The sequence below is a fragment of the Rhodococcus maanshanensis NBRC 100610 genome (genome assembly GCF_001894865.1).
In the GTDB taxonomy this organism is placed as follows: domain Bacteria; phylum Actinomycetota; class Actinomycetes; order Mycobacteriales; family Mycobacteriaceae; genus Rhodococcus_G; species Rhodococcus_G maanshanensis.
Window position 1 is genome coordinate 99,186 of the sequence record NZ_BCXA01000013.1, and the last position, 19,937, is coordinate 119,122.

Consider the following 19,937-nt stretch of genomic DNA (forward strand, 5'->3'; position numbering starts at 1 on the left):
TCGGTCAGTCGTTGTCGAACCAACCCGCCGCAGTCGGCGCGGTGTTGTGCCAGATGTGTTTGATCTCCTGGTACTCGGACAGTCCGGCGGGGCCCAGTTCGCGCCCGTTCCCCGATCTCTTGTATCCGCCCCATTCGGCGGCGGCTGTGTAGTAGCCGAAGTCGTTGAGCCATACCGTGCCGTGGCGCAGGCCGCGAACCATGCGTTCGCCCCTGGCACCATCGGCGGTCCGGACCCCCGCGGCCAGCCCGTACTCGGTGTCGTTGCCGAGCCGGAGGGCCTCCGCCTCCGTGGTGAACCGCTCGACGGTGAGGATGGGGCCGAAGGTCTCCTCCCGCACGATGCGCATGTTCCGGTCGCAGCGGTCGAAGATGGTGGGCAGGTAGAAGCTGCCCCGCTCCAGTTCCGGGTTCGGAGGGCGAGACCCGCCGGTCACCAGCTCGGCGCCTTCGGAGACACCGAGGGCCACATAGCGTTCGATCTTCTCGCGATGTGCCATCGACACCAGCGGCCCGGTTCGGCTGGCGGGATCGAGGCCGTCGCCCATCCGGATCTTCTCGGCGCGCGCGGCGAGAGCGGCTACGAAGCGGTCGGCAATCGAGTCCTCGATGATCAGGCGGGTACCCGCGGAGCAGACCTGTCCGGAGTGCAGGAAGACCCCGGTGAGCACCTGGTCGACGGAGTCGTCACCGTCAGCGTCGGCGAAGACGATGTGCGGGTTCTTCCCACCGAGCTCCACCGCGACCTTGGTGACATGCTTGGCGGCTGTCTCGAGGATGACGCGTCCCGTGACCAGTCCACCCGTGAACGAGATGAAATCGACGTCCGGGGTGTCGGTGAGCGCGCTGCCGAGGACAGCTCCGCTGCCCTGCACCAGGTTCACCACGCCCCTCGGCACCCCGGCCTCCTCGATGAGTTTGACGAAGGCGATGGTGCTGAGCGGGGTGACCTCGCTCGGCTTGACGACCATCGTGCAGCCGGCGGCCAGCGCCGGCGCGATCTTCCACGAGATCTGCAGCAGCGGGTAGTTCCAGGGTGCGATCAGGACGCAGACGCCGATCGGCTCGTGCACCACCCGGCTGATCACGTCGGGCCGGCCGACATCCACCAACCGATCCGATTCGATTGCGGCGAGTCGCGCGTAGTACCGGCAGACCGACACCACGTCGTCGATGTCGATCCTGCTCTCCGCCAGCGTCTTCCCGGTGTCGAGGGTTTCGATCCGTGCCAGCTTCTCCTTGTCGCGCTCGAGCAGGTCGGCGATGGTTGCGAGTAACGCGGTGCGTTCCGCAACGGGCGTCCTGGGCCAGGTTCCCTCGTCGAAGGCCCCGCGCGCCGCCGCGATGGCGCGGGTGGCGTCTTCTGGGGCTGCCTCGTCGACCGTGGCCACCACCGAACCGTCGGCAGGATTGAGGCAGTCGCGGGTGTCGCCGGAACTGGAGCGGACCCATGTCCCGTCGATGAACAAGCCCGTATCGAACAGGTCGCCGATCGACTCGTCCTGCAACTTCACGCTCAACTCCGGGCCTCGCTTCCTCTCCCGGTTGCGGAGCAACCGGTCATGGAACTCATCGATGTGACGCTCTGCCGGGACAAGCACGCCCTTCTACCGTAGGCCGGTGGGCACGGTGTTGGCCGAGTTCACGGGATTTCTTTCGAGCCCTCATTTGGGCAAAGTCATGGACAAGTGTCCAGATGGGTGGCACGCTACGGGTGGCCGGTCGTCCGGTCATCGCACGCCCGGGGATGCGCAGGATCGGACTGATCTGCCAGGCCTAGGGTGTCGAGGCAGTGTCCGTGTCGGATAGGCGGATTGGGGCGCGATCGCGGCCGATCCGGGTGCTACCCGGCGCTGTTGTCCGAACTCAAAGTACGGAAGGTTTTCCTTGACTCGCGACATGCCCCGGCGACGTTTCCTCACCCTCGGCGCGGGGGCATTCGGTGCCGCGGCCGCGGGCTCGCTGCTCCCACCGTCGCTGCAGGCCGCCCTCGCCAGCCCCGTCCCGCCCGGCGGTCTCGACTCCGTCGAACACGTGGTGCTCCTGATGCAGGAGAACCGTTCTTTCGACCACTACTTCGGGGCGTTCCGCGGCGTCCGGGGGTTCGGCGACCCCAATGCGCTGACGCTGAGGACCGGCCGCACTGTCTACGAGCAGCCCGCCCAAGGGGGAGTGGTGGCTCCGTACCCGATCCGCGCCTCCGCGGCGGCGCAGCGGATGGACACGCAGAACGTCACCGCGCTCGACCACGGCTGGGAGGGCGGTCACGAGGCGCTGGCGGGAGGCTGGCACGACGGGTGGGTTCCCGCCAAGACCTCGGCGACGATGGCGCACTACGACCGTCAGGACATCCCGTTCCACTACGAGTTGGCGGATGCGTTCACGATCTGCGACGCGTACCACTGCTCGGTGCCGACCTCGACCAGCCCCAACCGCAACTACTGGGTCAGCGGGTACACCGGGTTCGAGGCCGATGGATCGCGCGCGGTGACCAATGCCGCATACGACCCATGGCACGAGGGGTACCACTGGAGCACGGTGCCGGAACGGCTGGAGGCTGCCGGGGTCTCATGGAAGACGTATCAGGAGTGGGACAACTTCTCCGACAACAACTTCGACTATTTCGCCAGCTTCAAGAAGGTGGTCGCCCAGCTCTTCGGTCATCCCGGACTCGTTCCGTATCAGCTCGCAACCCTGCCGGGGTTCTACCTCGCGCTGGAGAAGATGCCGCCGCCCGCCCAGGACGCACTGCTCCGCGTCCTCGACGATGCGGTGAGTCGGCTCTCGCCCGCGGACCGGCGGCTGTTCGACCGGGGCCTGCGTCGTGGGCGGCCCGGCACCCTGGCCTCCGCCTTCCGCGCGGATGTCGAGGCGGGCACGCTGCCGCAGGTGTCGTACCTGGTGCCGAACACCATCGATTCGGAGCATCCCTCGGGATCCTCCCCAGCCGCGAGCGCGACGCTGCTCTACCAGGTGCTCGACGCGATCGCCTCCGATCCCGCAACCTGGTCGAAGACCGCGGTGTTCGTCAACTTCGACGAGAACGACGGCTATTTCGACCACGTGCCGCCGCCGATGCCGCCTCGGGAGGTGGGTGACGAGTACGTCGGCGACCTGCCGCTCGGGCTCGGGCCGCGGGTCCCGATGACCATCGTCTCCCCATGGACCGTTGGCGGGTTCGTGTGCTCGCAGGTGTTCGATCACACGTCGATCACCCAGTTCCTCGAGAAGCGCTTCGGCTTCACGCAGCCCGAGATCAGCGCCTGGCGCCGGACCGTCAGCGGCGATCTGACCTCGGCCTTCGACTTCGGGACGCCGCGCACGCGACCCACGCTCACCCGGCCCCCTGCTACTCCGCCGCTGGATCCACGGTGGACGCCCGCGCCGCCGCCGACCCAGCGGATGCCGGTCCAGGAGCCGGGCACCAGGCCGGCAAGGGCGCTGCCCTACCAGCCCGACGCGAACGCCGTTCTGGATCCGGGTGCGCGGACGCTGACCGTCGACTTCGCCAACAAGGGCGCGGAGAGCGTGCACTTCGCGCTGTACCCCTACGCGGAGGAGTTCGCGCTTCCACGGCACTTCGACGTCGTCGAGTCGGCCTCCGCGACCGTCGCCGTGCCGGGCGACCGGTACTCGCTGATCGCGCTCGGCCCCAACGGTTTCCGGCGCCAGTTCGGGGGAAGCCTGACCGGTACGGCCGCGGCACTGGTGGTGCGCACCAGCGTCGATTCAGGCGCCCGCGGCCTGCGCGTGACCGTGCGCAACCCCGGCTCCTCGGCGGTGACCGTGCGGTTGTCGACGGGTGGGGGCGATCGCGGCGGCGTGGTCGCGGCCGGCGCCGAGTCGTCCTGGTCGGTGCCGTCGAGTGAGGGCTGGTACGAGGCGGAACTGACCGTCGTCGAGGACGGCTCCTTCCGCAGGAGCTGGCTCGGACACATCGAGAACGGCAAGGCGAGCGTCAGCCAGGGTGCGGTCGTGGTGGCCGCGACCGGGGACCTGACCTGGACGCCCCCGCCGCCGCCCGCGGCGCCGGAGGCGGGGTCCGGCTCGCTCGCGGGGGCGTCGTCGATGCTCGGCACCGGTTCCGCGTAGTTCGGGAATCGGGACGGGCGCCGATACGCCCTAGTCTGGTGGGGTGGAAGCGGTGAGTGAGGTGGAGCGACAATACGGCGGGAGACCGGTGACGGCCCGCCGGGCAGAACGCCGATCTCAGTTCATCGCTGCGGCACTCGCCGTGTTCACCGAAAAGGGTTACGCGCGAAGCTCGGTCGCCGATGTCTGCGCCGCCGCGGGGCTCGCTCGTAGCCAGTTCTATGCCGAGTTCGCCAGCCGTGAGGATCTCCTTCTCGCGCTCTACGATCAGATCCAGTCCGATGCCAGGGAGGCGATGGTCGCGGCGCTCGCCGAGGTGGCCTCGTCGGAGCTGCGCGATCTCGTCGCGGCCGCGATGGAGGCCTTCGTCGAGTCGATCGGCGCCGACCCGCGGCGGGCGCAGATCTCGTACGTCGACATCGTCGGCGTCAGCCCCCGCGTCGAGCAGCATCGACTCGACCAGCGGGTGGTCTGGGCCGGATTCTTCGAGTCGACGCTGAGGGGCGTCATGGGCGAGGGTTTCGAACCGCCGGGCGGGTACCCGTTGGCCGCGACGGCCTTCATCGGCGCGCTCACGGCGCTGGTGCACCAGTGGAGCACCACCGATCCGCGGCCTCCCGTCACCGGCCTCGTCGAGGTGATGACGACGTTACTGAGCGCGCTGGCACGCGACGCCTCCGAGACCTAGGTCATCTGACTCCGACCATTGTCATCTGGCACACAGCGCTCTACAGTCGTGCGAACAAAGTTAGACACAGGTATCTAACTTTCGGTGGTTTGCTCGCGAGACCCGGGCCGGGGCGCGGACCACGATCGCGGACACCGGCACGGGGAGGGCGTGGTCATGGCAGGGGGCAGGGTGTTCGGGCGAGGGCTGCGCCGGGTGTGCGTGGCGGCCGCGGTGGCGGTGATGGGGCAGGTCGCGTTCTCCGGTCCGGCGTTAGGTGCGCCCGCGGCCGCAGATGCGCCGGGTGTCACCCCACAGGTGGCAGTGCAGCCGCCGCTGCCCTTTCCTGTTCCGCCGAAGATCCCCGAGTTCGACGCGGAGTTCTACAGCCCGCCCGCCGAGGTGGTGGCGTCGAAGGCGCCCGGCGAGATCATTGCCGCACGCCAGGTCCATCTGGCGAACTTCAGTGTGATTCCGTTGAACGTCGACGCCTGGCAGGTCTCGTACCGGTCGAACAACGGTCGGGACGAGGCGATCCCCGCGGTGGCCACGGTGATCAAGCCCCGCGGCGGAACCAGGGACGGGGCGCCGCGCCCGCTGCTGTCGTTCCAGATGGCCGAGGACTCGCTCGGGCGCTACTGCGCTCCGTCGTACGTCATGCAGCAGGCGTCGGTGCCGTGGATGCTCACCGGTGCCGTCACCTCGGGCGCGCAGTTCCTGGAGGTGCAGGCCGCGCTGGCGCAGGGCTGGGCAGTGGTGGTCCCGGACCATCAGGGACCGAACTCGTCCTTCGCCGCCGGCCCCGTGGCGGGGCGGATCACCCTCGACGGCATCCGGGCCGCGGAGAACTTCGCGCCGATGCAGCTGAACGGCCGGTCGACCAAGGTGGGAATGGTCGGCTACTCCGGCGGGTCGATCCCGACCGGACACGCTGCCGAGCTGCGCAAGTCCTATGCACCCGAACTCGACATCGTGGGCGCCGCCGCCGGTGGCGTCGCCGCTGACCTCGGCGCGCTGGTCGAGAACGCGAACAACGCGCTCGGCGCAGGCATCGTGGCCTCGGGCGTGATCGGTGTCAGCCGCGAGGACCCCGAGCTGGCGGCGTTCGTCGACGAGCGCATCAACCCGGTCGGCCGCGCGCTCTTCGCGGCCAAGGACAACCTCTGCGTGGCGTGGAACTCCTCGCTGGCGCCGCTGCTCAACCTGAAGGGATTCTTCGACGGCGGCGATCCGCTGCAGAATCCGGTCGCGAAGAAGGCCCTCGCCCGGACGGCGATGGGGACGTCGGTGCCCGACATGCCCGTGTACATCTATCAGTCGAACCCGGATTGGCTCGTTCCGGTCGGCCCGGTGAACAAGCTGGTCGGGACCTACTGCCAGGACCCGTCGGCGAGCGTGACCTACACGCGAGATCATTTCAGCGAGCACCTGAGCCTGGAGGTGGCCGCCGTCCCGAGCGTCATCCTGTGGATGCGCGACCGGTTCGCGGGCGTGCCTGCGCAGAAGGGGTGCAGCACCACCGATGTCGGATCGATCGCGCTGGATTCGAAGACGTGGCCGGTGTGGGTGCAGGTCGTCGGCGAGGAGCTCGCAGGCCTGTTCGGAAAGCCGATCGGGGCCTGAGGAGTTCGGCCCGCTAGTAGGGTGCGAACTGCCGAGAACGGCGACGGCCCGACGCAGCGGCGCGCTGCCCGTCGCCCGCCGGGGAGGAACGAGAATGGGGCAGCCGACGCACCGGACCGTCGCGGTCAACGGGATCGACCTGCATTTCGCCGAGCAGGGCGAAGGCGAGCCGGTGGTGCTCTGTCACGGATTCCCCGGGCTCTGGTTCAGCTGGCGTCACCAGCTCGCGGCGCTCTCCGCCGCGGGCTACCGCGTCATCGCCCCTGACATGCGCGGGTACGGACGGACCAGCGCGCCCGCGCAGGTGTCCGAGTACGACCGACCGCACACGGTCGGTGACCTGGTCGGCCTGCTCGACGCGCTCGGCATCGAGCGGGCGGTGTTCGCCGGCCACGACTTCGGCGCCCACCTGACGTGGGACCTGCCTGCCTGGGCGCCCGATCGGGTGTCCGCGCTGATGCAGCTGAGCGTCCCACGTGCGCCGCGACTGCCGGTGCAGCCGAGTGTCGGGTTCAAGTACCTGGCGTCCAAGCACTTTGCGCACGTGCACTACTTCCAGGAGCCGGGCGTCGCCGATCGGGAGCTCGGCGAGAATACCCGGGCCTTCCTGGCCAAGATCTTCCACGCGCTCAGCGGTGCGAACCGCTACCTCGACTGCTGGGAATTCCCCTCCGAGGGCAACGGCTACCTCGATGTGCTCCCCGAGCCGCCCGCCCTGCCGTGGAACTGGCTCGATGAGGGTGAATTCGACTACTACGTCACGGAATTCGAGCGGACCGGGTTCACCGGTGGCCTCAACTGGTACCGGGCCGAGGATGCCGTCTGGGCGCAGAACGAGTCTCTGCACGCGAAGCCGGTGGAGGTGCCGGTGACCTTCATCGCCGGCGCCAAGGATCCGGTGCTCGAGATGATGGGCAGCGACCCGTTCGCGACCATGGGCCTGCTGGTGCCGGGACTGGTCTCCACCCACGTGATCCCGGATGCCGGGCACTTCGTGCAGATGGAAAAGCCCGCCGAGGTGAACTCGGCGATGCTCGAGTTCCTCGGCGGGCTGACTACTACTTGATCGCGTCCAGCGAGGCGAGGGTGAGCGAGCAGGCCTGCGCGACCTCCGCGCCCTTCTTGTCGAAGTGGCTGGCGAAGAACGCGGCGTGATCCTCGTGCTCATGGAAGTGGTGCGGGGTGAGCACGGCGGAGAAGACCGGGATATCGGTGTCGAGCTGGACCCGCATCAGCCCGTCGATCACCGCGGACGCCACGAACTCGTGCCGGTAGATGCCGCCGTCGACGACCAGTCCTGCGGCGACGATGGCTTGGAACCGCCCGGTGCGGGCGAGCCGCAGCGCATGCAGCGGGATCTCGAAGGCGCCGGGGGTCTCGAAGAACTCGATCTCGCCGGAGGTGTGGCCCAGTGTCCGCCACTGCGCGACGAAGGCGTCTCGTGCTCGGTCGACGATGGGTCGGTGCCACGTGGACTGAACGAAGGCGATGCTCATTCCATGATGCTAGTTCGGCGCACCCCTGCGTGGCCATCCGGACATGCGTTCAGTTTGAATTTCCTCGGGCATGGACTGAATTCTCTTGTGATGCAAGGGAATCACGGTACCGGGCGAGGTTCGCGGTATCTCCGTACAGTGTGGACATGGACAAGCCCGAGGTTGCCCTGGACAACTGCGACGAGGTCTACGACTTCTACCTGCGACACCAGCAGAACCGCCTGGCCGCGAAGGCCGCCTACGGGCTGCTCGCGCTGAAGTTCCGGCCGAGGGTGACCTACGCGGACGGGGCGAAGGAGCAGGTCCGGGCCCTGGTGCGGTCCGATGCCCGGCTGGTTCTCGCGGTCAATCATCTGAGCCACAGCGATCCGTACACGGTGGCGGCCGCGGCGTCGGCCAGCGCGCTGCGTCCGGCGATCGGCCGGACCCGGGTGCTGGCAAAGGACGAGCTGTTCCTCGAGCCGAAGCGGCGCGAGCGGGTGGACCTGATGGGCGGGATCCCCGTCTTCCGCGGCAAGAACCACGGGATGCGCGCGGTCAACGCGGCGGGTCAGCGGATGATGGACGTCTGTGCCGAGCGGATGCGGCGAGGCGACGACCTGGCCATATTCCCGGAGGGCACCTGCAACGAGGAGGATCCGACCCGGCTGCAGAAGATCGGCAGCGGGATCGGTCACATCATGAGCCGGGCGGTGAGGCTCGGGGTCCGGCCGGTGCTGGTCTACATGGGCATCAGCTACGGTCCGCTGCCGGGGAAGGTGGCTCGGGCGAGCGTGTATCTCGACAATCCGGTCACCGAGATCCCGGAGAAGCCGGCCGACATCGCGCGACTGGTGGCGGCAGGGCTGCAGCGCGCGGTCGACGGGGCGGTCGCGCGGTACTGAGTCCCGTCTCCATGCCCCCCTGGGAGTTATACCCCCTTGGGTATGATCGGCCCATTCGACGAGGAGAGGAACCTCATGCAGGAAGTGGATCTGGTGGCGCTCGACGCCGCCCTTGCCGCAGGCGCGCCGGTGATCGATGTGCGCGAAGCCGACGAGTACGCCCGCGGGCACGTGCCGGGGGTCCGGCTGATCCCGCTCGGCGAGCTGGTGGCCCGTATCGACGAGGTGCCCGCCGCGCCGACCGTCTACGTGATCTGTGCGATGGGCGGCCGCAGCGCGCACGGCGCCTCCCTGCTGGGGGCCGCCGGCATCAACGCGGTTAACGTCGCGGGTGGTACGGATGCGTGGATCAGCTCCGGTCGATCGGTGGAGTCGGGAGCCTGACCCGTCGGGCGCCTACCGGGCCCACAGGCGGCGGTAGGCGTCCTCCTCGGCCTCGCGGGCGGCCTTGCGTCGCGGGTTGTCCAGGTCCATGGGCAGGCCGTTCTTCTGCAGTCGCCGCGCGCGGTTCTGGTGGATGTAGACGACCGAGTAGAAGAGCGCCAGCAGGATCCCGAGCAGGACCATCGACCCCCGCAGCCACAGCGGTCCCGGGAAGAGCATGAAGATCGCGAACAGTGGGAGGAACGGCACCATCGCGCGGACGAGGTGTCGGACGACGTAGTGGTCGCCCGTGATGTCGTTGAGCACCCAGTCGTTCATGGACTCGGGCAGCCTGGCGCCGCAGGCATAGGCGATCCACTGCAGCGGATTCGGTCGGGTGGCGCTCATTGATCCAGTGCTCCTGCCGTGAGTGCGGCCCGGTTGATCCGGGTGAGAACGTCGTGAAGCTCCTCGAGCTCGGGTAGGCCGACGCCGAGGCGTGCCACCACCGCGGGCGGGATCAGTTCGGCCTCGGCGCGCAGGGCCCGCCCGGCCTCGGTCAGATCGACGACCAGCTGCCGCTCGTCCTCGCTGCTGCGGGACCTGGTGATCAGGCCCGACGACTCGAGCCGCTTGAGCAGCGGCGAGAGGGTCGGCGAATCGAGCTGCAGGGCGCTGCCGATCGCCTTCACCGACATCGGCGCCTCGCCCCAGAGTGCGAGCATCACCAGGTACTGCGGGTGCGTCAGGCCCATCGGTTCGAGCAGCGGGCGGTACACCGAGAGCACCGCGCGATTGGCGACGGCCAGCGCGAAGCAGACCTGGCGGTCGAGGGCGAGCGGGTCGACCCCGGTTGCCGGTGACTGTTCGACGGTGGACATGTAGTAGAGCGTACACGAATAGATCGTGCACTAACTAACTTCGCCGAGTGTGCACCTGCCGGCTCGCCCTCTCGGGCGATGCCCCGGCAGGTGCACACTCGGCAATCCCGGGGGCGGGCCGTCAGCCGCGCGGGACCTCGAAGCCCCACGGCAGCTCCAGCCGGTGGCGGCCCAGCAGCTCCGCGTCCGCGAGCAGCTCGAGGACCGGGTCGTCCGCGACCAGCCTGCCGTCGTCGATGATGACCGCGCGGTCGCACAGCTGTGCGGCGTAGGGCAGGTCGTGGGTGACCAGTATCAGGGTGGTGTCCAGCCCGAGCAGCACCTCGGCCAGCTCCCGGCGGGCCACCGGGTCGAGGTTCGCGGACGGCTCGTCGAGGACCAGCACGTCCGGCCTGCACGCCAGCACCGTGGCCAGCGCGACCCGCCGCCGCTGCCCGCCGGACAGGTGCGACGGTGACCGCTCGGCGTGTTCGCTCATGCCGACCGCGGCCAGCGCGTCGGTCACCCGCGCACGCAGCTCGTCGCCGGTGACGCCGAAGTTCGCCGGACCGAACGCGACGTCCTGCGCGACGGTCGGCATGAACAGTTGATCGTCCGGGTCCTGGAAGACGATCCCGACCCGGCGCCTGGCCTCGCGCAGGGTGCCCCGCTCGACCCGGGTGCCGCCGATCTCGACGTGGCCCGCGGTGGGGGAGAGCACCCCGTTCAGCTGCAGCATGAGGGTGGTCTTGCCTGCGCCGTTGGGGCCGAGAAGCGCAATCCGCTCGCCGACAGCGACTTCCAGGTCGATTCCGCGCAGCGCGCCCCGGCCGTCGGGGTACGTGAAGCCCAGGTCGTGCGCGCGCACCGCGGCGGGCAATGCATCGCCCGGGCTCATCCGGCCACCGCCAGTGCCGTCAGGCAGACGGCCACCGCGCCGAGGGCGGGGGTGAGGCCGAGCAGCCAGCCGCGCGCGGTGGCCGCCGGCGCACCGAGATCGGGCATCGCGCCGGTGAACCCGCGCGACGCCATCGCCAGGTGCACCCGCTCGCCGCGCTCGTAGGTCCGCAGGAACAGCCCGCCCACCCCGCGTGCGGTTGCGCCGATCTGGCGCAGGGTGCGTGGGTCGTCGCCGCGGGAGATCCGCGCGATCCGCATCCGGTTCGCCTCCGCGGCAAGTAGATCCACGTACCGCAGCATCAGGACGAGAACGGTGGTGACGAGGGCGGGCACCCGCAGTCGGGTCAGCCCCAGTGGCAGATCCGCGGTCCTGGTGGTGGCCGCCAACGTCAGTGAGGTGAGCACCCCGAGGGTGCCCTTGATGAGGATCCCCCATGCCGCGTACAGGCCCGCGACCGACAGCGACAGGCCGGCCCATCGCACGCGTTCGCCGCCCTCGCCGAACGGCAGCAACACCGCGAGCACGACGAACGGCGCCTCGATCAGCATCCGCGGCGCGATCCAGCGCAGCGGGATCCGGGCGATCTGCCACACCACCAGCAGGACAACGGCATACAGGCCGAAGGCCCACATTTGTTCGCGCGGTGTCGCGACCACCGCGAACACCCCGACAACCGCCGCGACGATCTTCACCTCGACCGGCAATCGGTGTACCGGTGAGTCGTCCTCGCGGTAGAGCGGGTGCGTGTGACCGGCGCCCACCGTCAGGTCCTGCGGTTCGAGCGCGCGATCAGCCAGAACAGTCCACCGGCGACCGCGAATGTCGCGGTAGCGCCGAGGATCCCGGCGATCCCGGACAGGCTGTCGTTGCCCGCGACGGCATAGTCTGCGAGCGGGGCGTCGGCGAGGTGGTGTTCGCCCGCGTTCTGCGCGATGCAGTCGCCGGTCAGTTCCTCGCCCTCCGCCGTCTCGACGACCGTGCACCCGCGCAGCGTGGTCGAGTCCAGCCCGTCGGGGCTGGCGCTGGCGAGATAGCTGACCGCGCCGGCGACGAGCAGGGCGACGACGGCGAAACCGACAAGGAACCAAGACCTTCGGGTCGTCATGTCGGTACCTCCGCGGTCCGTCGGGGCGCGGTGCGCAGCAGGTACACCAGGTCGGGCCGGGCCCTGGAGACCGCGACCACGGTGAGCGCGGTGATCAGCCCCTCGCCGATGCCGATCAGGGTGTGGGTGCCGAGCATGTACCAGGCGACTGTGCCGAGCGAGGTCTGTCCGGCGCCGCCGAGCGCGTACTCGAGCAGGAACCCGGACGCGGCCGCCAGTGTGTTCGCCAGCGCGGCAACGAAAGCCAGTACGGCCAGGCCTGAGTCGCCGAACCCGCGGAGTAGTGGCCGCAGCGCGACGGCCACCGCGTAGCCGACCCCGACTCCGATCAGTGCCATGTTGGTGATGTTGGTGCCGAGCGCGGTGAGGCCGCCATCCGCGAAGAGCAGTGCCTGCACCACGAGCACGATCGCCACGCACAGCGCGCCGGTGTAGGGGCCGACCAGTATGGCGGCGAGGGCGCCGCCGAGCAGGTGGCCGCTGGCGCCGGGCAGGATCGGGAAGTTCACCATCTGCACCGCGAAGATGAACGCGGCGACCAGGCCGGCCATCGGAGCGGTCCGCTCGTCGAGCTCGGTGCGGGCCTTCCATGCGGCCACGGCGACGCCCGCGACCGCGACGACTCCGAACAGCAGCGAGGTCGGTGCGTCCACCAGGCCGTCGCTCATGTGCATCGCCAGGAGGGCGTCGTTCGGGCTGTTCACGAGCGGAGCATAACCAGACATATCGACAATTGCTCAGTTGTTCAAATGAACGTAACAAGGGGCCCGCGGCCCGCTCACTGCAGATCGGCCACCGGGGTGGACGGCTCGATCCGAATGTCGAGCCGGCGGAGGTTGCCGTCGAGCACCTGCCAGATGGACACCTCGAGGAAGCTTGCGAGTTCCTCCGCGGTCAACGCGTGTTGTGGATTGCTCAGCCACCGGTTGACGCTGACGTCGACCAGCCCGATCAGCCCGAAGGCCAGCGTCTCGGACAGCTCGGTTCCCTTGCCGAGCTTGGTCAGGATCGCCTCGAGCAGCGCGGTGATCTGCAGCGCGATGGCGGTCTTGGTGCCGGTGACCACCCTGGAGCCGGTGGTCCGGTGGCTGGGGGAGCCGGTGCCGAGGAACTGGTGCAGGCGCGGGAAGTCGACGATCCAGCGGAGATAGGTCTCGACGGCGTGCGCGATGGTCTCGCCGACCGTGCCCTCGGGCAGCAGGGCGGGCGCCACGAACTGCATGAGTCGCTCGATGATCCGCGCCCGGAGCTGTTCGTCGAGGTCGCCGCGGTCCTTGAAGATCCGGTACACCACCGAGCGCGGGACCCCGGCCCGCTCGGCGATCTGCTTCACCCCGATGTCGGAGCCGCCCTCGTTGATGGCGTCCATGGCGGCCTCGAGGATCCGGTCGCGGCGATCCGCCTTGTGGTCGTCCCACCGGGTGGCGCGACCGTCCGGTCCTTGGCGCGTAACGGCGTCGACTCGTTCTGGCATCGGCCCCACGATACCCATCGAGTGATTGACGGGACATCCTGTCTCACTTACTTTAGTGAGACAGCGTGTCGCAGACAGATTTGTCACTCTCACTCAGGAGTTCAGATGGGCAACAGGGTTTTCGTCGTCGGGGTCGGCATGACGAAGTTCGAAAAGCCGGGGGCCCGCGAGTGGGACTACCCCGACATGGCGCGCGAGGCCGGGACAAAGGCGCTCGAGGACGCGGGCATCGACTACCGCCAGGTGGAGCAGGCCTACGTCGGCTACGTCTACGGCGAGTCCACCTCCGGCCAGCGGGCCGTGTACGAGCTGGGCCTGACCGGCATCCCGATCGTCAACGTCAACAACAACTGTTCGACGGGTTCGACCGCGCTGTACCTGGCGACCCAGGCCGTCAAGAGCGGACAGGCCGACTGCACCCTCGCGCTCGGCTTCGAGAAGATGCAGGCCGGCTCGCTCGGCACCACCTACGACGACCGCGAGCAGCCGATGATGCGGCACCTGCTCGCGCTTGCCGAGCTGCAGGAGTTCGCGATGCCCCCCGCGCCGTACATGTTCGGCGCCGCGGGCAAGGAACACATGGAGCGCTACGGCACCACCGAGGAGCACTTCGCCAAGATCGGCGTCAAGAACCACAAGCACTCGATGAACAACCCGTACGCCCAGTTCCAGGACGAGTACACGCTCGAGGAGATCCTCGCCTCGAAGCGGATCTACGGCCCGTTGACCAAGCTGCAGTGCTCGCCGACCTCGGACGGATCCGGCGCGGTGATCGTGGCCAGTGAGGCGTTCGTGGACGAGCACGGTCTCGCGGGCCAGGCCGTCGAGATCGTCGGTCAGGCGATGGTCACCGACATGGAGTCCACCTTCGCCGACAGGAGTGCGATCAGCCGCGTCGGCGCCGACATGACCCGTGTCGCCGCCCGAAAGGTGTACGAACAGGCAGGCATCGACGCCACCGACGTCGACGTCATCGAGCTGCACGACTGCTTCTCGACCAACGAGCTGCTCACCTACGAGGCGCTCGGCCTGTGCCCGGAGGGCGACGGCGGCAAGCTCGTCGATGCCGGCGCGACGACCTACGGCGGTCAGTGGGTGGTCAACCCGTCCGGCGGCCTGATCTCCAAGGGGCATCCCCTCGGCGCGACCGGGCTCGCCCAGTGCAGCGAGCTCACCTGGCAGCTGCGCGGCACCGCGGACGCCCGCCAGGTCGACGGTGCGACGGTCGCGCTGCAGCACAACATCGGTCTCGGCGGCGCGGTGGTCGTGACCGCCTACCGGCCCGCCGAGCGCTGACCGTTCCTTCTCGTCCGATTCAACATTCCTCGTATGCAAGGAGTTTCACCATGGCTTCCGTTTCCGTCTCCGCTGACCTGCCCGCCGCCCCCGAGAAGACCTGGGAGGCGCTCTCCGACCTGTCCCGTTGGGAGGAATGGCTGACCATCCACCAGAGCTGGAAGAGCGAGCTGCCCACCGAGGTCGCGCTCGGCGCGACCTTCACCGAGGTCGTCTCGGTGATGGGTATGGCCAACAAGATCGAGTGGACCGTCACCGAGGTCGACGCGCCGAACCTGGTCAAGATCGCGGGCACCGGCATGGCGGGCGTCACCGTCGAGTTCACGCTCAAGGTCGAGCCTGAGGGCGCGGGCTCCACGGCGACCATCGACGCGAGCTTCAAGGGCGCCATGATCGTCGGGCCCATCGGCAAGGCCGTCGCGAAGAATGCCGCAGCGGACCTCGAGGCGTCGCTCGCGAAGTTCGCCGAGCTGGTCGGCTAGGCGCGACATGACCACGCCTACCGTTGATTTCGATACTTCGGGGCTCGGTGTCTGGACGGACGAGGAGCGCTTCGAGGTCACCGCCGAGCGGATCGCCGAGTACGCCGCGGCCACCAACGACCCGATCGAGCGGCACCTGCTCGGGGAGATCGCTCCGCCGGTGTTCGCGGTGGTGCCCGCCTTCTTCTCGATGGCCCCCGCGGCCCTGTCGGTGGCGCCGGTCGAGCTGTTGATGAAGCTGGTGCACGGCGAGCAGGATTTCCACTTCCACCGCCCGATCTACCCCGGCGACACACTGGCGGTGCGTGCCAAGCCGATCGGATTCGAGGGCAGGGAGAACGGCTCGACCGTGGTCGTGTACGTCGAGACCCGCACGGATGCCGGGGAACTGGTGAACGAGCAGTGGATGACCGCCTTCTTCCGGAAGGTCGATGCGGGCCCCGGCCTCGGGGACAAGGCGCCCGGCCACCGGTTCGACGAGTCGCTGCGCGAGCAGGCCCCGGCGGCCCGGCTGCTCCAGCACATCGACAGGGACCAGACGTTCCGCTACTCGCCCGCCTCGGGGGATCCGATGCCGATCCACCTGGACGACGAGATCGCCAAGATGTCGGGTCTGCCAGGGATCATCAACCACGGCCTGTGCACGATGGCCTTCACCTCCTGGGGTGCGCTGACCGAGCTGGCCGACGGCAGGACCGAGCGGCTCAAGCGGCTCGCGGTCCGGTTCGCCAAGCCGGTGCTGCCCGAGCAGGACATCGTCACCCGCTTCTGGGCCGTGAGTCCTTCTGGTCCTCCTGCGGGCCACAAGGACTCACGGGCGTATGCCTACGAGACCACCGTCAGCGACGACCTGGTGATCAAGGACGGCCTCGCCGTCATCTCCGACAACTGAGTCGGAACAACGACTTTCATGGACCAAGGAGTAGTAACTATGGGAACCCTGGACGGACGGGTGGCGATCGTCACCGGCGCGGGCCGCGGCATCGGGCGCGAGCACGCCCTGCTCTTCGCTGCCGAGGGCGCCAGCGTCGTGGTGAACGATCTCGGCGGTGCCAACGACGGCTCCGGCTCCGATGCCGGACCGGCGCAGCAGGTCGTCGACGAGATCGTCGCGGCGGGCGGCAGGGCAGTCGCGAACACCGACAACGTCGCGAGCTGGGAGGGCGCCAAGGCGCTGGTCGATCAGGCCGTGGACGAGTTCGGCGGCCTCGACGTGCTGGTCAACAATGCGGGCATCCTGCGCGACGCCTTCATCGCGGGCATGGAGGAGAGCCAGTGGGACGCGGTCATCGCCGTCCACCTCAAGGGCCATGCCGCCACCCTGCACCACGCCGCCGCGTACTGGAAGGCGCGGACCAAGGCGGGCAAGACCGTCAACGCCTCCGTCGTCAACACCTCGTCCGCGTCCGGCACGTTCATGCCGAACGCCGGACAGGGCAACTACGGCGCGGCAAAGGCAGGCATCGCCGCGCTGACGCTGGTCGCCGCGGACGAGCTCGAGCGTTACGGCGTGCGGGTCAACGCGATCGCCCCGATCGCGCGCACCCGGCTGACGCTGGCGACCCCGGGCATGGGAGCGCTGTTCGCGGCCGAGGTCCCCGAGGGCGAGTTCGACGCGTTCGCCCCTGCGAACATCTCCCCGCTGGTGGCCCGCCTCGCCTCGGCCGAGTGCAAGCTCACGGGCAAGGTCTACGCGGTCCAGGGCGGCGGCATCACCGAGCTGGGTGGCTGGCACGACGTGAACACCATCGAGTCCGAGGGCCCGTGGACCATCGCCGATCTCGCGAACCGGCTCGGCTGAGGGCGGGAACATCATGGCGCGCATCAGTTATGAACTCGGCCTCGGGCTGAGCGAGGAGCACGCGGCGCTGGCCGATTCGGTGAGCGCCTTCGCCGAGCGGACCATCACCGCCGAACAGGTCCGCGCCGCGGTCGAGGCGAAGTCCGAGGCCAAGTTCCCGGAGTTCTGGCAGGCGCTGGTCGGCCAGGACCTGGTGGGCCTGCACGTGCCGGAGGCGCACGGCGGCCAGGGCGGCGGCCTGCTCACTCTGGCGGTGGCCTTGGAGGCGTTGGGCCGCACCATTTCCCCGGGTCCATTCGTGCCCACCGTGCTTTCCTGTGCGGTGCTCGCGGCCGCTGATTCGAAGGTCGGCATCGAGGTGCTGGCCGGCCTGCTCGACGGCTCCCGGACCGCGGCGCTCGCGCTCGGCGCGCCGTTTCACGTGGAACCCGAGCGGGGCGGCTACCGGCTGACCGGCAGCACCGATGCGGTGCTCGGCGGGCAGCATGCCGATGTGCTCCTCCTCCCCGCCGAGGTGGGGGACGAGATTCGTTGGGTGGTGGTCGATTCTGCGGAGCTGACCGTGACCGGGCAGGACAGCATCGACGTGCTCCGCGGGTCGGCGCGGGTCGAGGCGGACGGCGTGCTGGTCGCGGCCGAGCGGGTGCTCGACGGGCTGGGTGAGCAGCGGGTGCGGGCGATCGCCGCGGTGGTGCTGGGGGCGGAGGCCGTCGGGATCATGTCCTGGTGTGTGTCGACGGCGGCCGAGTACGCCAAGACCCGGGTGCAGTTCGGCAGGCCGATCGGCCAGTTCCAGGGTGTCAAGCACAAGTGCGCGCACATGGGCATCGCCTTGGAGAAGGCCCGCGCGGTGGTGTGGGACGCGGCGTCGGCGCTCGACAAGGGTGATGACACCGCGGACTTCGCGGCCGATGTCGCGGCGGTCATCGTGGCCGACTCCGCCGTACAGGTGGCGCAGGACTGCATCCAGGTGCACGGCGGCATCGGGTTCACCTGGGAGCACGACGCGCACCTGTACTACCGGCGCGCGCTGGCGCTCCGGGGCGTGCTCGGCACCCGCGAGCAGCGGGCGAACCGGGTGGCGGAGCAGGCCCTTGCCGGGGTGTCCCGGGCGTCGGTGCTCGAACTGCCTGCCGAGGCCGATGTCATCAGGGCCGCGGTCCGGGCCGAGCTCGCGCCGATCGCGGCCATCGAGGACGAGGACGACCAACTGATCGCGCTCGGCGACAGCGGCTGGGTGCAGCCGCACCTGCCGAGGCCCTACGGCCGCGGGGCGGGACCACTGGAGCAGATCGTCATCTCGCAGGAGATCAAGGCCGCCGGAATCGAGATGCCGCAGCTGCTGATGGGTGGCTGGGCGGTCTCGGCGGTGGTCGGACACGGAACCGAGCAACAGAAGCGGGATCTGGTGGTCCCGACGCTGCGCGGCGACCTGGTGTGGTGCCAACTGTTCTCCGAGCCGGGCGCCGGTTCGGATCTGGCGTCGCTGTCCACCCGGGCTGAGAAGGTCGAGGGTGGGTGGAAGGTCACCGGCCAGAAGATCTGGACCACCGTGGCGCAGTTCGCGGACTGGGCGATGCTCATCGCCAGGACCGACCCGAGCAGGCCCAAGCACGAGGGCATCACCTACTTCGTGCTGGACATGGCGACGCCGGGGGTGACGGTGCGGCCTCTGCGGGAGATGACCGGTTCGGCACTGTTCAACGAGGTGTTCCTGGACGAGGTCTTCATCCCGGACGCGAACGTGATCGGCGAGGTGAACGACGGCTGGCACGTCGCCAGGACCACCCTCGCAGGCGAACGGGTGGCGCTGAGTCAGAAGATGGAGGCCTACGCGAGCGATTCCGACCTGATGCAGTTCGTGCGGGGTCGGGAACTGGGCCCGGTCGGGAGGTACCACTTCGGGGAGCTGATCGCCGAGAGTCAGGCCATCGACCTGATCGGCTCGCGGGTGGTCCTCGGGCAGCTCTCCGGCACCGACGTGAGCACCACCTCGTCGGTCGGGAAACTGCTGGGCATGGGACTCGGACAGGCGATCTCGGAGTTCGTGGTCGCCGAACTGGGGGCCGCGGGCACGGTTGCGGTGCCGGGGGAGCCGAGCGACAAGGCGATGGAGCAGCTCATCGCCGGTCGCGCGACCACCATCTACGGCGGCACCACCGAGGTGCAGCTGAACGTGATCGGTGAGCGGATGCTGGGGTTGCCGAGGGACTGACCCGGATCAGGGGGTCCGGCCGAGGAGCGCGGCGAGTCGGTCGAGGGGCGGAGCGTCCACGGGCACCGGCCGGGACGGGGCGAACGGGGTGCGTCCGGCCGGGAGGTTCGGCAGCAGCGCTCGGCTGAAGGCGATCTGGTCCTCGACCACCGCGTCGGGGTAGTGCGGTGCCTGCCCCGACGCGCGGGCGAGATCCCAGCCGTGCCCGAGCATTTCGGTGACGCGCATGTTCAGGGCCTGTACGGCAGGAACCTGACCCATCGGCAGGGTGATCTGCTGGTCCAGCGCGCCCGGCAGGGCGAAGGCATGCACAAGCGCGTCGGCCGAGGCGCGGAAGGAGCCCGCGGGGTCGGGGCCCAGCAGGTCGGGCGGCGCGCCAACGATGGTGACGGGCAGCGGGCGCCCCCGCAGGGACGAGGCGTACAGGTGGTTGCCTGCGGTCACGTGGTTGACGACGTCGCGGACGGACCACCCGGTGCAGGGTGTGGGTGCGGACCACTGGTCGACGGCGACGCCGGCCACCAGCGTCGCCGTCGCGTCGAGTGCCAGGGCGAGGTCGTCGATCGTCGCGGTCATGGTTCTGCATACCACCGCAGAACAGTTTCGGAACCCGTGTTCGGCCGAAAAGGGGGCTGTCGCCGCGGCGGAAAGTGCGTGATACTGCATGTAACGCACATCG

Annotated in this window: 21 protein-coding genes; 11 read left to right on the forward strand and 10 right to left on the reverse strand. The window is 69.2% G+C overall.

What is annotated here, in order from left to right; all coding sequences use genetic code 11:
- Positions 1-4: 4 nt before the first annotated feature.
- Entirely contained in the window at positions 5-1,507 is a 1,503-nt protein-coding gene (locus tag RM1_RS07490) for an aldehyde dehydrogenase family protein (RefSeq protein ID WP_072750753.1), read from the reverse strand.
- 391 nt (positions 1,508-1,898) lie between these two features.
- On the opposite strand from RM1_RS07490, the gene RM1_RS07495 reads away from it, so the two are divergent.
- The 4 genes from RM1_RS07495 to RM1_RS07510 all read left to right on the forward strand — a co-directional run bounded on the left by RM1_RS07495 (position 1,899) and on the right by RM1_RS07510 (position 7,447).
- Positions 1,899-4,091: a phosphocholine-specific phospholipase C gene (locus tag RM1_RS07495; protein WP_072750700.1), complete on the forward strand. Its 2,193-nt coding sequence runs from the start codon at positions 1,899-1,901 to the stop codon at positions 4,089-4,091.
- Between the two features lie 43 nt (positions 4,092-4,134).
- A complete protein-coding gene (locus RM1_RS07500; protein WP_072750701.1) occupies positions 4,135-4,779 on the forward strand; it encodes a TetR/AcrR family transcriptional regulator in 645 nt (214 codons plus the stop codon).
- A 156-nt stretch (positions 4,780-4,935) separates the two neighbouring features.
- Entirely contained in the window at positions 4,936-6,381 is a 1,446-nt protein-coding gene (locus RM1_RS07505) for a lipase family protein (protein ID WP_072750702.1), read from the forward strand.
- 94 nt (positions 6,382-6,475) lie between these two features.
- Positions 6,476-7,447, forward strand: coding sequence for an alpha/beta fold hydrolase (locus RM1_RS07510; protein ID WP_072750703.1), 972 nt, complete (start codon positions 6,476-6,478; stop codon positions 7,445-7,447).
- Here RM1_RS07510 and RM1_RS07515 read toward each other — a convergent pair.
- Positions 7,440-7,877 carry a 6,7-dimethyl-8-ribityllumazine synthase gene (locus RM1_RS07515; RefSeq protein WP_072750704.1) on the reverse strand — a complete coding sequence of 146 codons (438 nt, stop codon included), beginning with the start codon at positions 7,875-7,877 and terminating at the stop codon, positions 7,440-7,442. The two genes, RM1_RS07510 and RM1_RS07515, sit on opposite strands and share 8 nt — an antisense overlap.
- A 146-nt stretch (positions 7,878-8,023) precedes the next feature.
- Here RM1_RS07515 and RM1_RS07520 point away from each other — a divergent pair, with 146 nt between their 5' ends.
- On the forward strand, positions 8,024-8,761 hold the full coding sequence (locus RM1_RS07520; protein ID WP_072750705.1) for a lysophospholipid acyltransferase family protein: 738 nt from the start codon (positions 8,024-8,026) through the stop codon (positions 8,759-8,761).
- Positions 8,762-8,836: 75 nt separating this feature from the next.
- On the forward strand, positions 8,837-9,145 hold the full coding sequence (locus RM1_RS07525) for a rhodanese-like domain-containing protein (RefSeq protein ID WP_072750754.1): 309 nt from the start codon (positions 8,837-8,839) through the stop codon (positions 9,143-9,145).
- Positions 9,146-9,157: 12 nt separating this feature from the next.
- On the opposite strand, the gene RM1_RS07530 is transcribed toward RM1_RS07525, so the two are convergent.
- The 7 genes from RM1_RS07530 to RM1_RS07560 form a co-directional block, all read right to left on the reverse strand.
- Positions 9,158-9,532, reverse strand: coding sequence for a DUF5313 family protein (locus tag RM1_RS07530; RefSeq protein WP_072750706.1), 375 nt, complete (start codon positions 9,530-9,532; stop codon positions 9,158-9,160).
- Positions 9,529-10,005 (reverse strand): MarR family winged helix-turn-helix transcriptional regulator, encoded by a 477-nt coding sequence (locus tag RM1_RS07535; protein WP_072750707.1) that lies wholly within the window; start codon positions 10,003-10,005, stop codon positions 9,529-9,531. Before RM1_RS07535 ends, RM1_RS07530 begins: the two co-directional genes overlap by 4 nt.
- Before the next feature lie 121 nt (positions 10,006-10,126).
- Positions 10,127-10,882 carry an energy-coupling factor ABC transporter ATP-binding protein gene (locus RM1_RS07540; RefSeq protein WP_072750708.1) on the reverse strand — a complete coding sequence of 252 codons (756 nt, stop codon included), beginning with the start codon at positions 10,880-10,882 and terminating at the stop codon, positions 10,127-10,129.
- Complete coding sequence (cbiQ, locus tag RM1_RS07545) at positions 10,879-11,646, reverse strand: cobalt ECF transporter T component CbiQ (protein ID WP_072750709.1); 768 nt, start codon at positions 11,644-11,646, stop codon at positions 10,879-10,881. Before cbiQ ends, RM1_RS07540 begins: the two co-directional genes overlap by 4 nt.
- Before the next feature lie 2 nt (positions 11,647-11,648).
- Positions 11,649-11,990 carry a PDGLE domain-containing protein gene (locus RM1_RS07550; RefSeq protein ID WP_072750710.1) on the reverse strand — a complete coding sequence of 114 codons (342 nt, stop codon included), beginning with the start codon at positions 11,988-11,990 and terminating at the stop codon, positions 11,649-11,651.
- On the reverse strand, positions 11,987-12,664 hold the full coding sequence (locus RM1_RS07555; RefSeq protein ID WP_072750755.1) for an energy-coupling factor ABC transporter permease: 678 nt from the start codon (positions 12,662-12,664) through the stop codon (positions 11,987-11,989). The genes RM1_RS07550 and RM1_RS07555 overlap by 4 nt, the downstream gene beginning before the upstream one ends.
- Positions 12,665-12,768: 104 nt before the next feature.
- Positions 12,769-13,464, reverse strand: coding sequence for a TetR/AcrR family transcriptional regulator (locus RM1_RS07560; protein ID WP_072750711.1), 696 nt, complete (start codon positions 13,462-13,464; stop codon positions 12,769-12,771).
- 105 nt (positions 13,465-13,569) lie between these two features.
- Here RM1_RS07560 and RM1_RS07565 point away from each other — a divergent pair, with 105 nt between their 5' ends.
- Genes RM1_RS07565 through RM1_RS07585 form a run of 5 tightly spaced genes read left to right on the forward strand, consistent with a single transcriptional unit; the run spans position 13,570 to position 19,258 of the window.
- Positions 13,570-14,760, forward strand: a complete 1,191-nt coding sequence (locus RM1_RS07565; RefSeq protein ID WP_072750712.1) for a lipid-transfer protein — start codon at positions 13,570-13,572, stop codon at positions 14,758-14,760.
- Between the two features lie 50 nt (positions 14,761-14,810).
- Positions 14,811-15,242 carry a type II toxin-antitoxin system Rv0910 family toxin gene (locus RM1_RS07570; RefSeq protein ID WP_072750713.1) on the forward strand — a complete coding sequence of 144 codons (432 nt, stop codon included), beginning with the start codon at positions 14,811-14,813 and terminating at the stop codon, positions 15,240-15,242.
- Positions 15,243-15,249: 7 nt separating this feature from the next.
- Positions 15,250-16,134 (forward strand): MaoC/PaaZ C-terminal domain-containing protein, encoded by an 885-nt coding sequence (locus RM1_RS07575; protein ID WP_072750714.1) that lies wholly within the window; start codon positions 15,250-15,252, stop codon positions 16,132-16,134.
- 39 nt (positions 16,135-16,173) lie between these two features.
- Positions 16,174-17,043: an SDR family oxidoreductase gene (locus RM1_RS07580; RefSeq protein WP_072750715.1), complete on the forward strand. Its 870-nt coding sequence runs from the start codon at positions 16,174-16,176 to the stop codon at positions 17,041-17,043.
- Between the two features lie 13 nt (positions 17,044-17,056).
- Positions 17,057-19,258, forward strand: coding sequence for an acyl-CoA dehydrogenase family protein (locus RM1_RS07585; RefSeq protein ID WP_072750716.1), 2,202 nt, complete (start codon positions 17,057-17,059; stop codon positions 19,256-19,258).
- Between the two features lie 6 nt (positions 19,259-19,264).
- On the opposite strand, the gene RM1_RS07590 is transcribed toward RM1_RS07585, so the two are convergent.
- On the reverse strand, positions 19,265-19,834 hold the full coding sequence (locus tag RM1_RS07590; protein WP_072750717.1) for a TIGR03086 family metal-binding protein: 570 nt from the start codon (positions 19,832-19,834) through the stop codon (positions 19,265-19,267).
- Positions 19,835-19,937: the final 103 nt, after the last annotated feature.

Bases quoted from the DNA above. Each gene is read 5' to 3' on its own strand.
- RM1_RS07495 (WP_072750700.1), top strand. From the start codon at position 1,899: ATGCCCCGGCGACGTTTCCTCACCCTCGGCGCGGGGGCATTCGGTGCC.
- RM1_RS07505 (WP_072750702.1), top strand. From the start codon at position 4,936: ATGGCAGGGGGCAGGGTGTTCGGGCGAGGGCTGCGCCGGGTGTGCGTG.
- RM1_RS07510 (WP_072750703.1), top strand. From the start codon at position 6,476: ATGGGGCAGCCGACGCACCGGACCGTCGCGGTCAACGGGATCGACCTG.
- RM1_RS07515 (WP_072750704.1), bottom strand. From the start codon at position 7,877: ATGAGCATCGCCTTCGTTCAGTCCACGTGGCACCGACCCATCGTCGAC.
- RM1_RS07520 (WP_072750705.1), top strand. From the start codon at position 8,024: ATGGACAAGCCCGAGGTTGCCCTGGACAACTGCGACGAGGTCTACGAC.
- RM1_RS07525 (WP_072750754.1), top strand. From the start codon at position 8,837: ATGCAGGAAGTGGATCTGGTGGCGCTCGACGCCGCCCTTGCCGCAGGC.
- RM1_RS07530 (WP_072750706.1), bottom strand. From the start codon at position 9,532: ATGAGCGCCACCCGACCGAATCCGCTGCAGTGGATCGCCTATGCCTGC.
- RM1_RS07535 (WP_072750707.1), bottom strand. From the start codon at position 10,005: ATGTCCACCGTCGAACAGTCACCGGCAACCGGGGTCGACCCGCTCGCC.
- RM1_RS07540 (WP_072750708.1), bottom strand. From the start codon at position 10,882: ATGAGCCCGGGCGATGCATTGCCCGCCGCGGTGCGCGCGCACGACCTG.
- RM1_RS07550 (WP_072750710.1), bottom strand. From the start codon at position 11,990: ATGACGACCCGAAGGTCTTGGTTCCTTGTCGGTTTCGCCGTCGTCGCC.
- RM1_RS07555 (WP_072750755.1), bottom strand. From the start codon at position 12,664: ATGCACATGAGCGACGGCCTGGTGGACGCACCGACCTCGCTGCTGTTC.
- RM1_RS07560 (WP_072750711.1), bottom strand. From the start codon at position 13,464: ATGCCAGAACGAGTCGACGCCGTTACGCGCCAAGGACCGGACGGTCGC.
- RM1_RS07565 (WP_072750712.1), top strand. From the start codon at position 13,570: ATGGGCAACAGGGTTTTCGTCGTCGGGGTCGGCATGACGAAGTTCGAA.
- RM1_RS07570 (WP_072750713.1), top strand. From the start codon at position 14,811: ATGGCTTCCGTTTCCGTCTCCGCTGACCTGCCCGCCGCCCCCGAGAAG.
- RM1_RS07575 (WP_072750714.1), top strand. From the start codon at position 15,250: ATGACCACGCCTACCGTTGATTTCGATACTTCGGGGCTCGGTGTCTGG.
- RM1_RS07580 (WP_072750715.1), top strand. From the start codon at position 16,174: ATGGGAACCCTGGACGGACGGGTGGCGATCGTCACCGGCGCGGGCCGC.
- RM1_RS07585 (WP_072750716.1), top strand. From the start codon at position 17,057: ATGGCGCGCATCAGTTATGAACTCGGCCTCGGGCTGAGCGAGGAGCAC.
- RM1_RS07590 (WP_072750717.1), bottom strand. From the start codon at position 19,834: ATGACCGCGACGATCGACGACCTCGCCCTGGCACTCGACGCGACGGCG.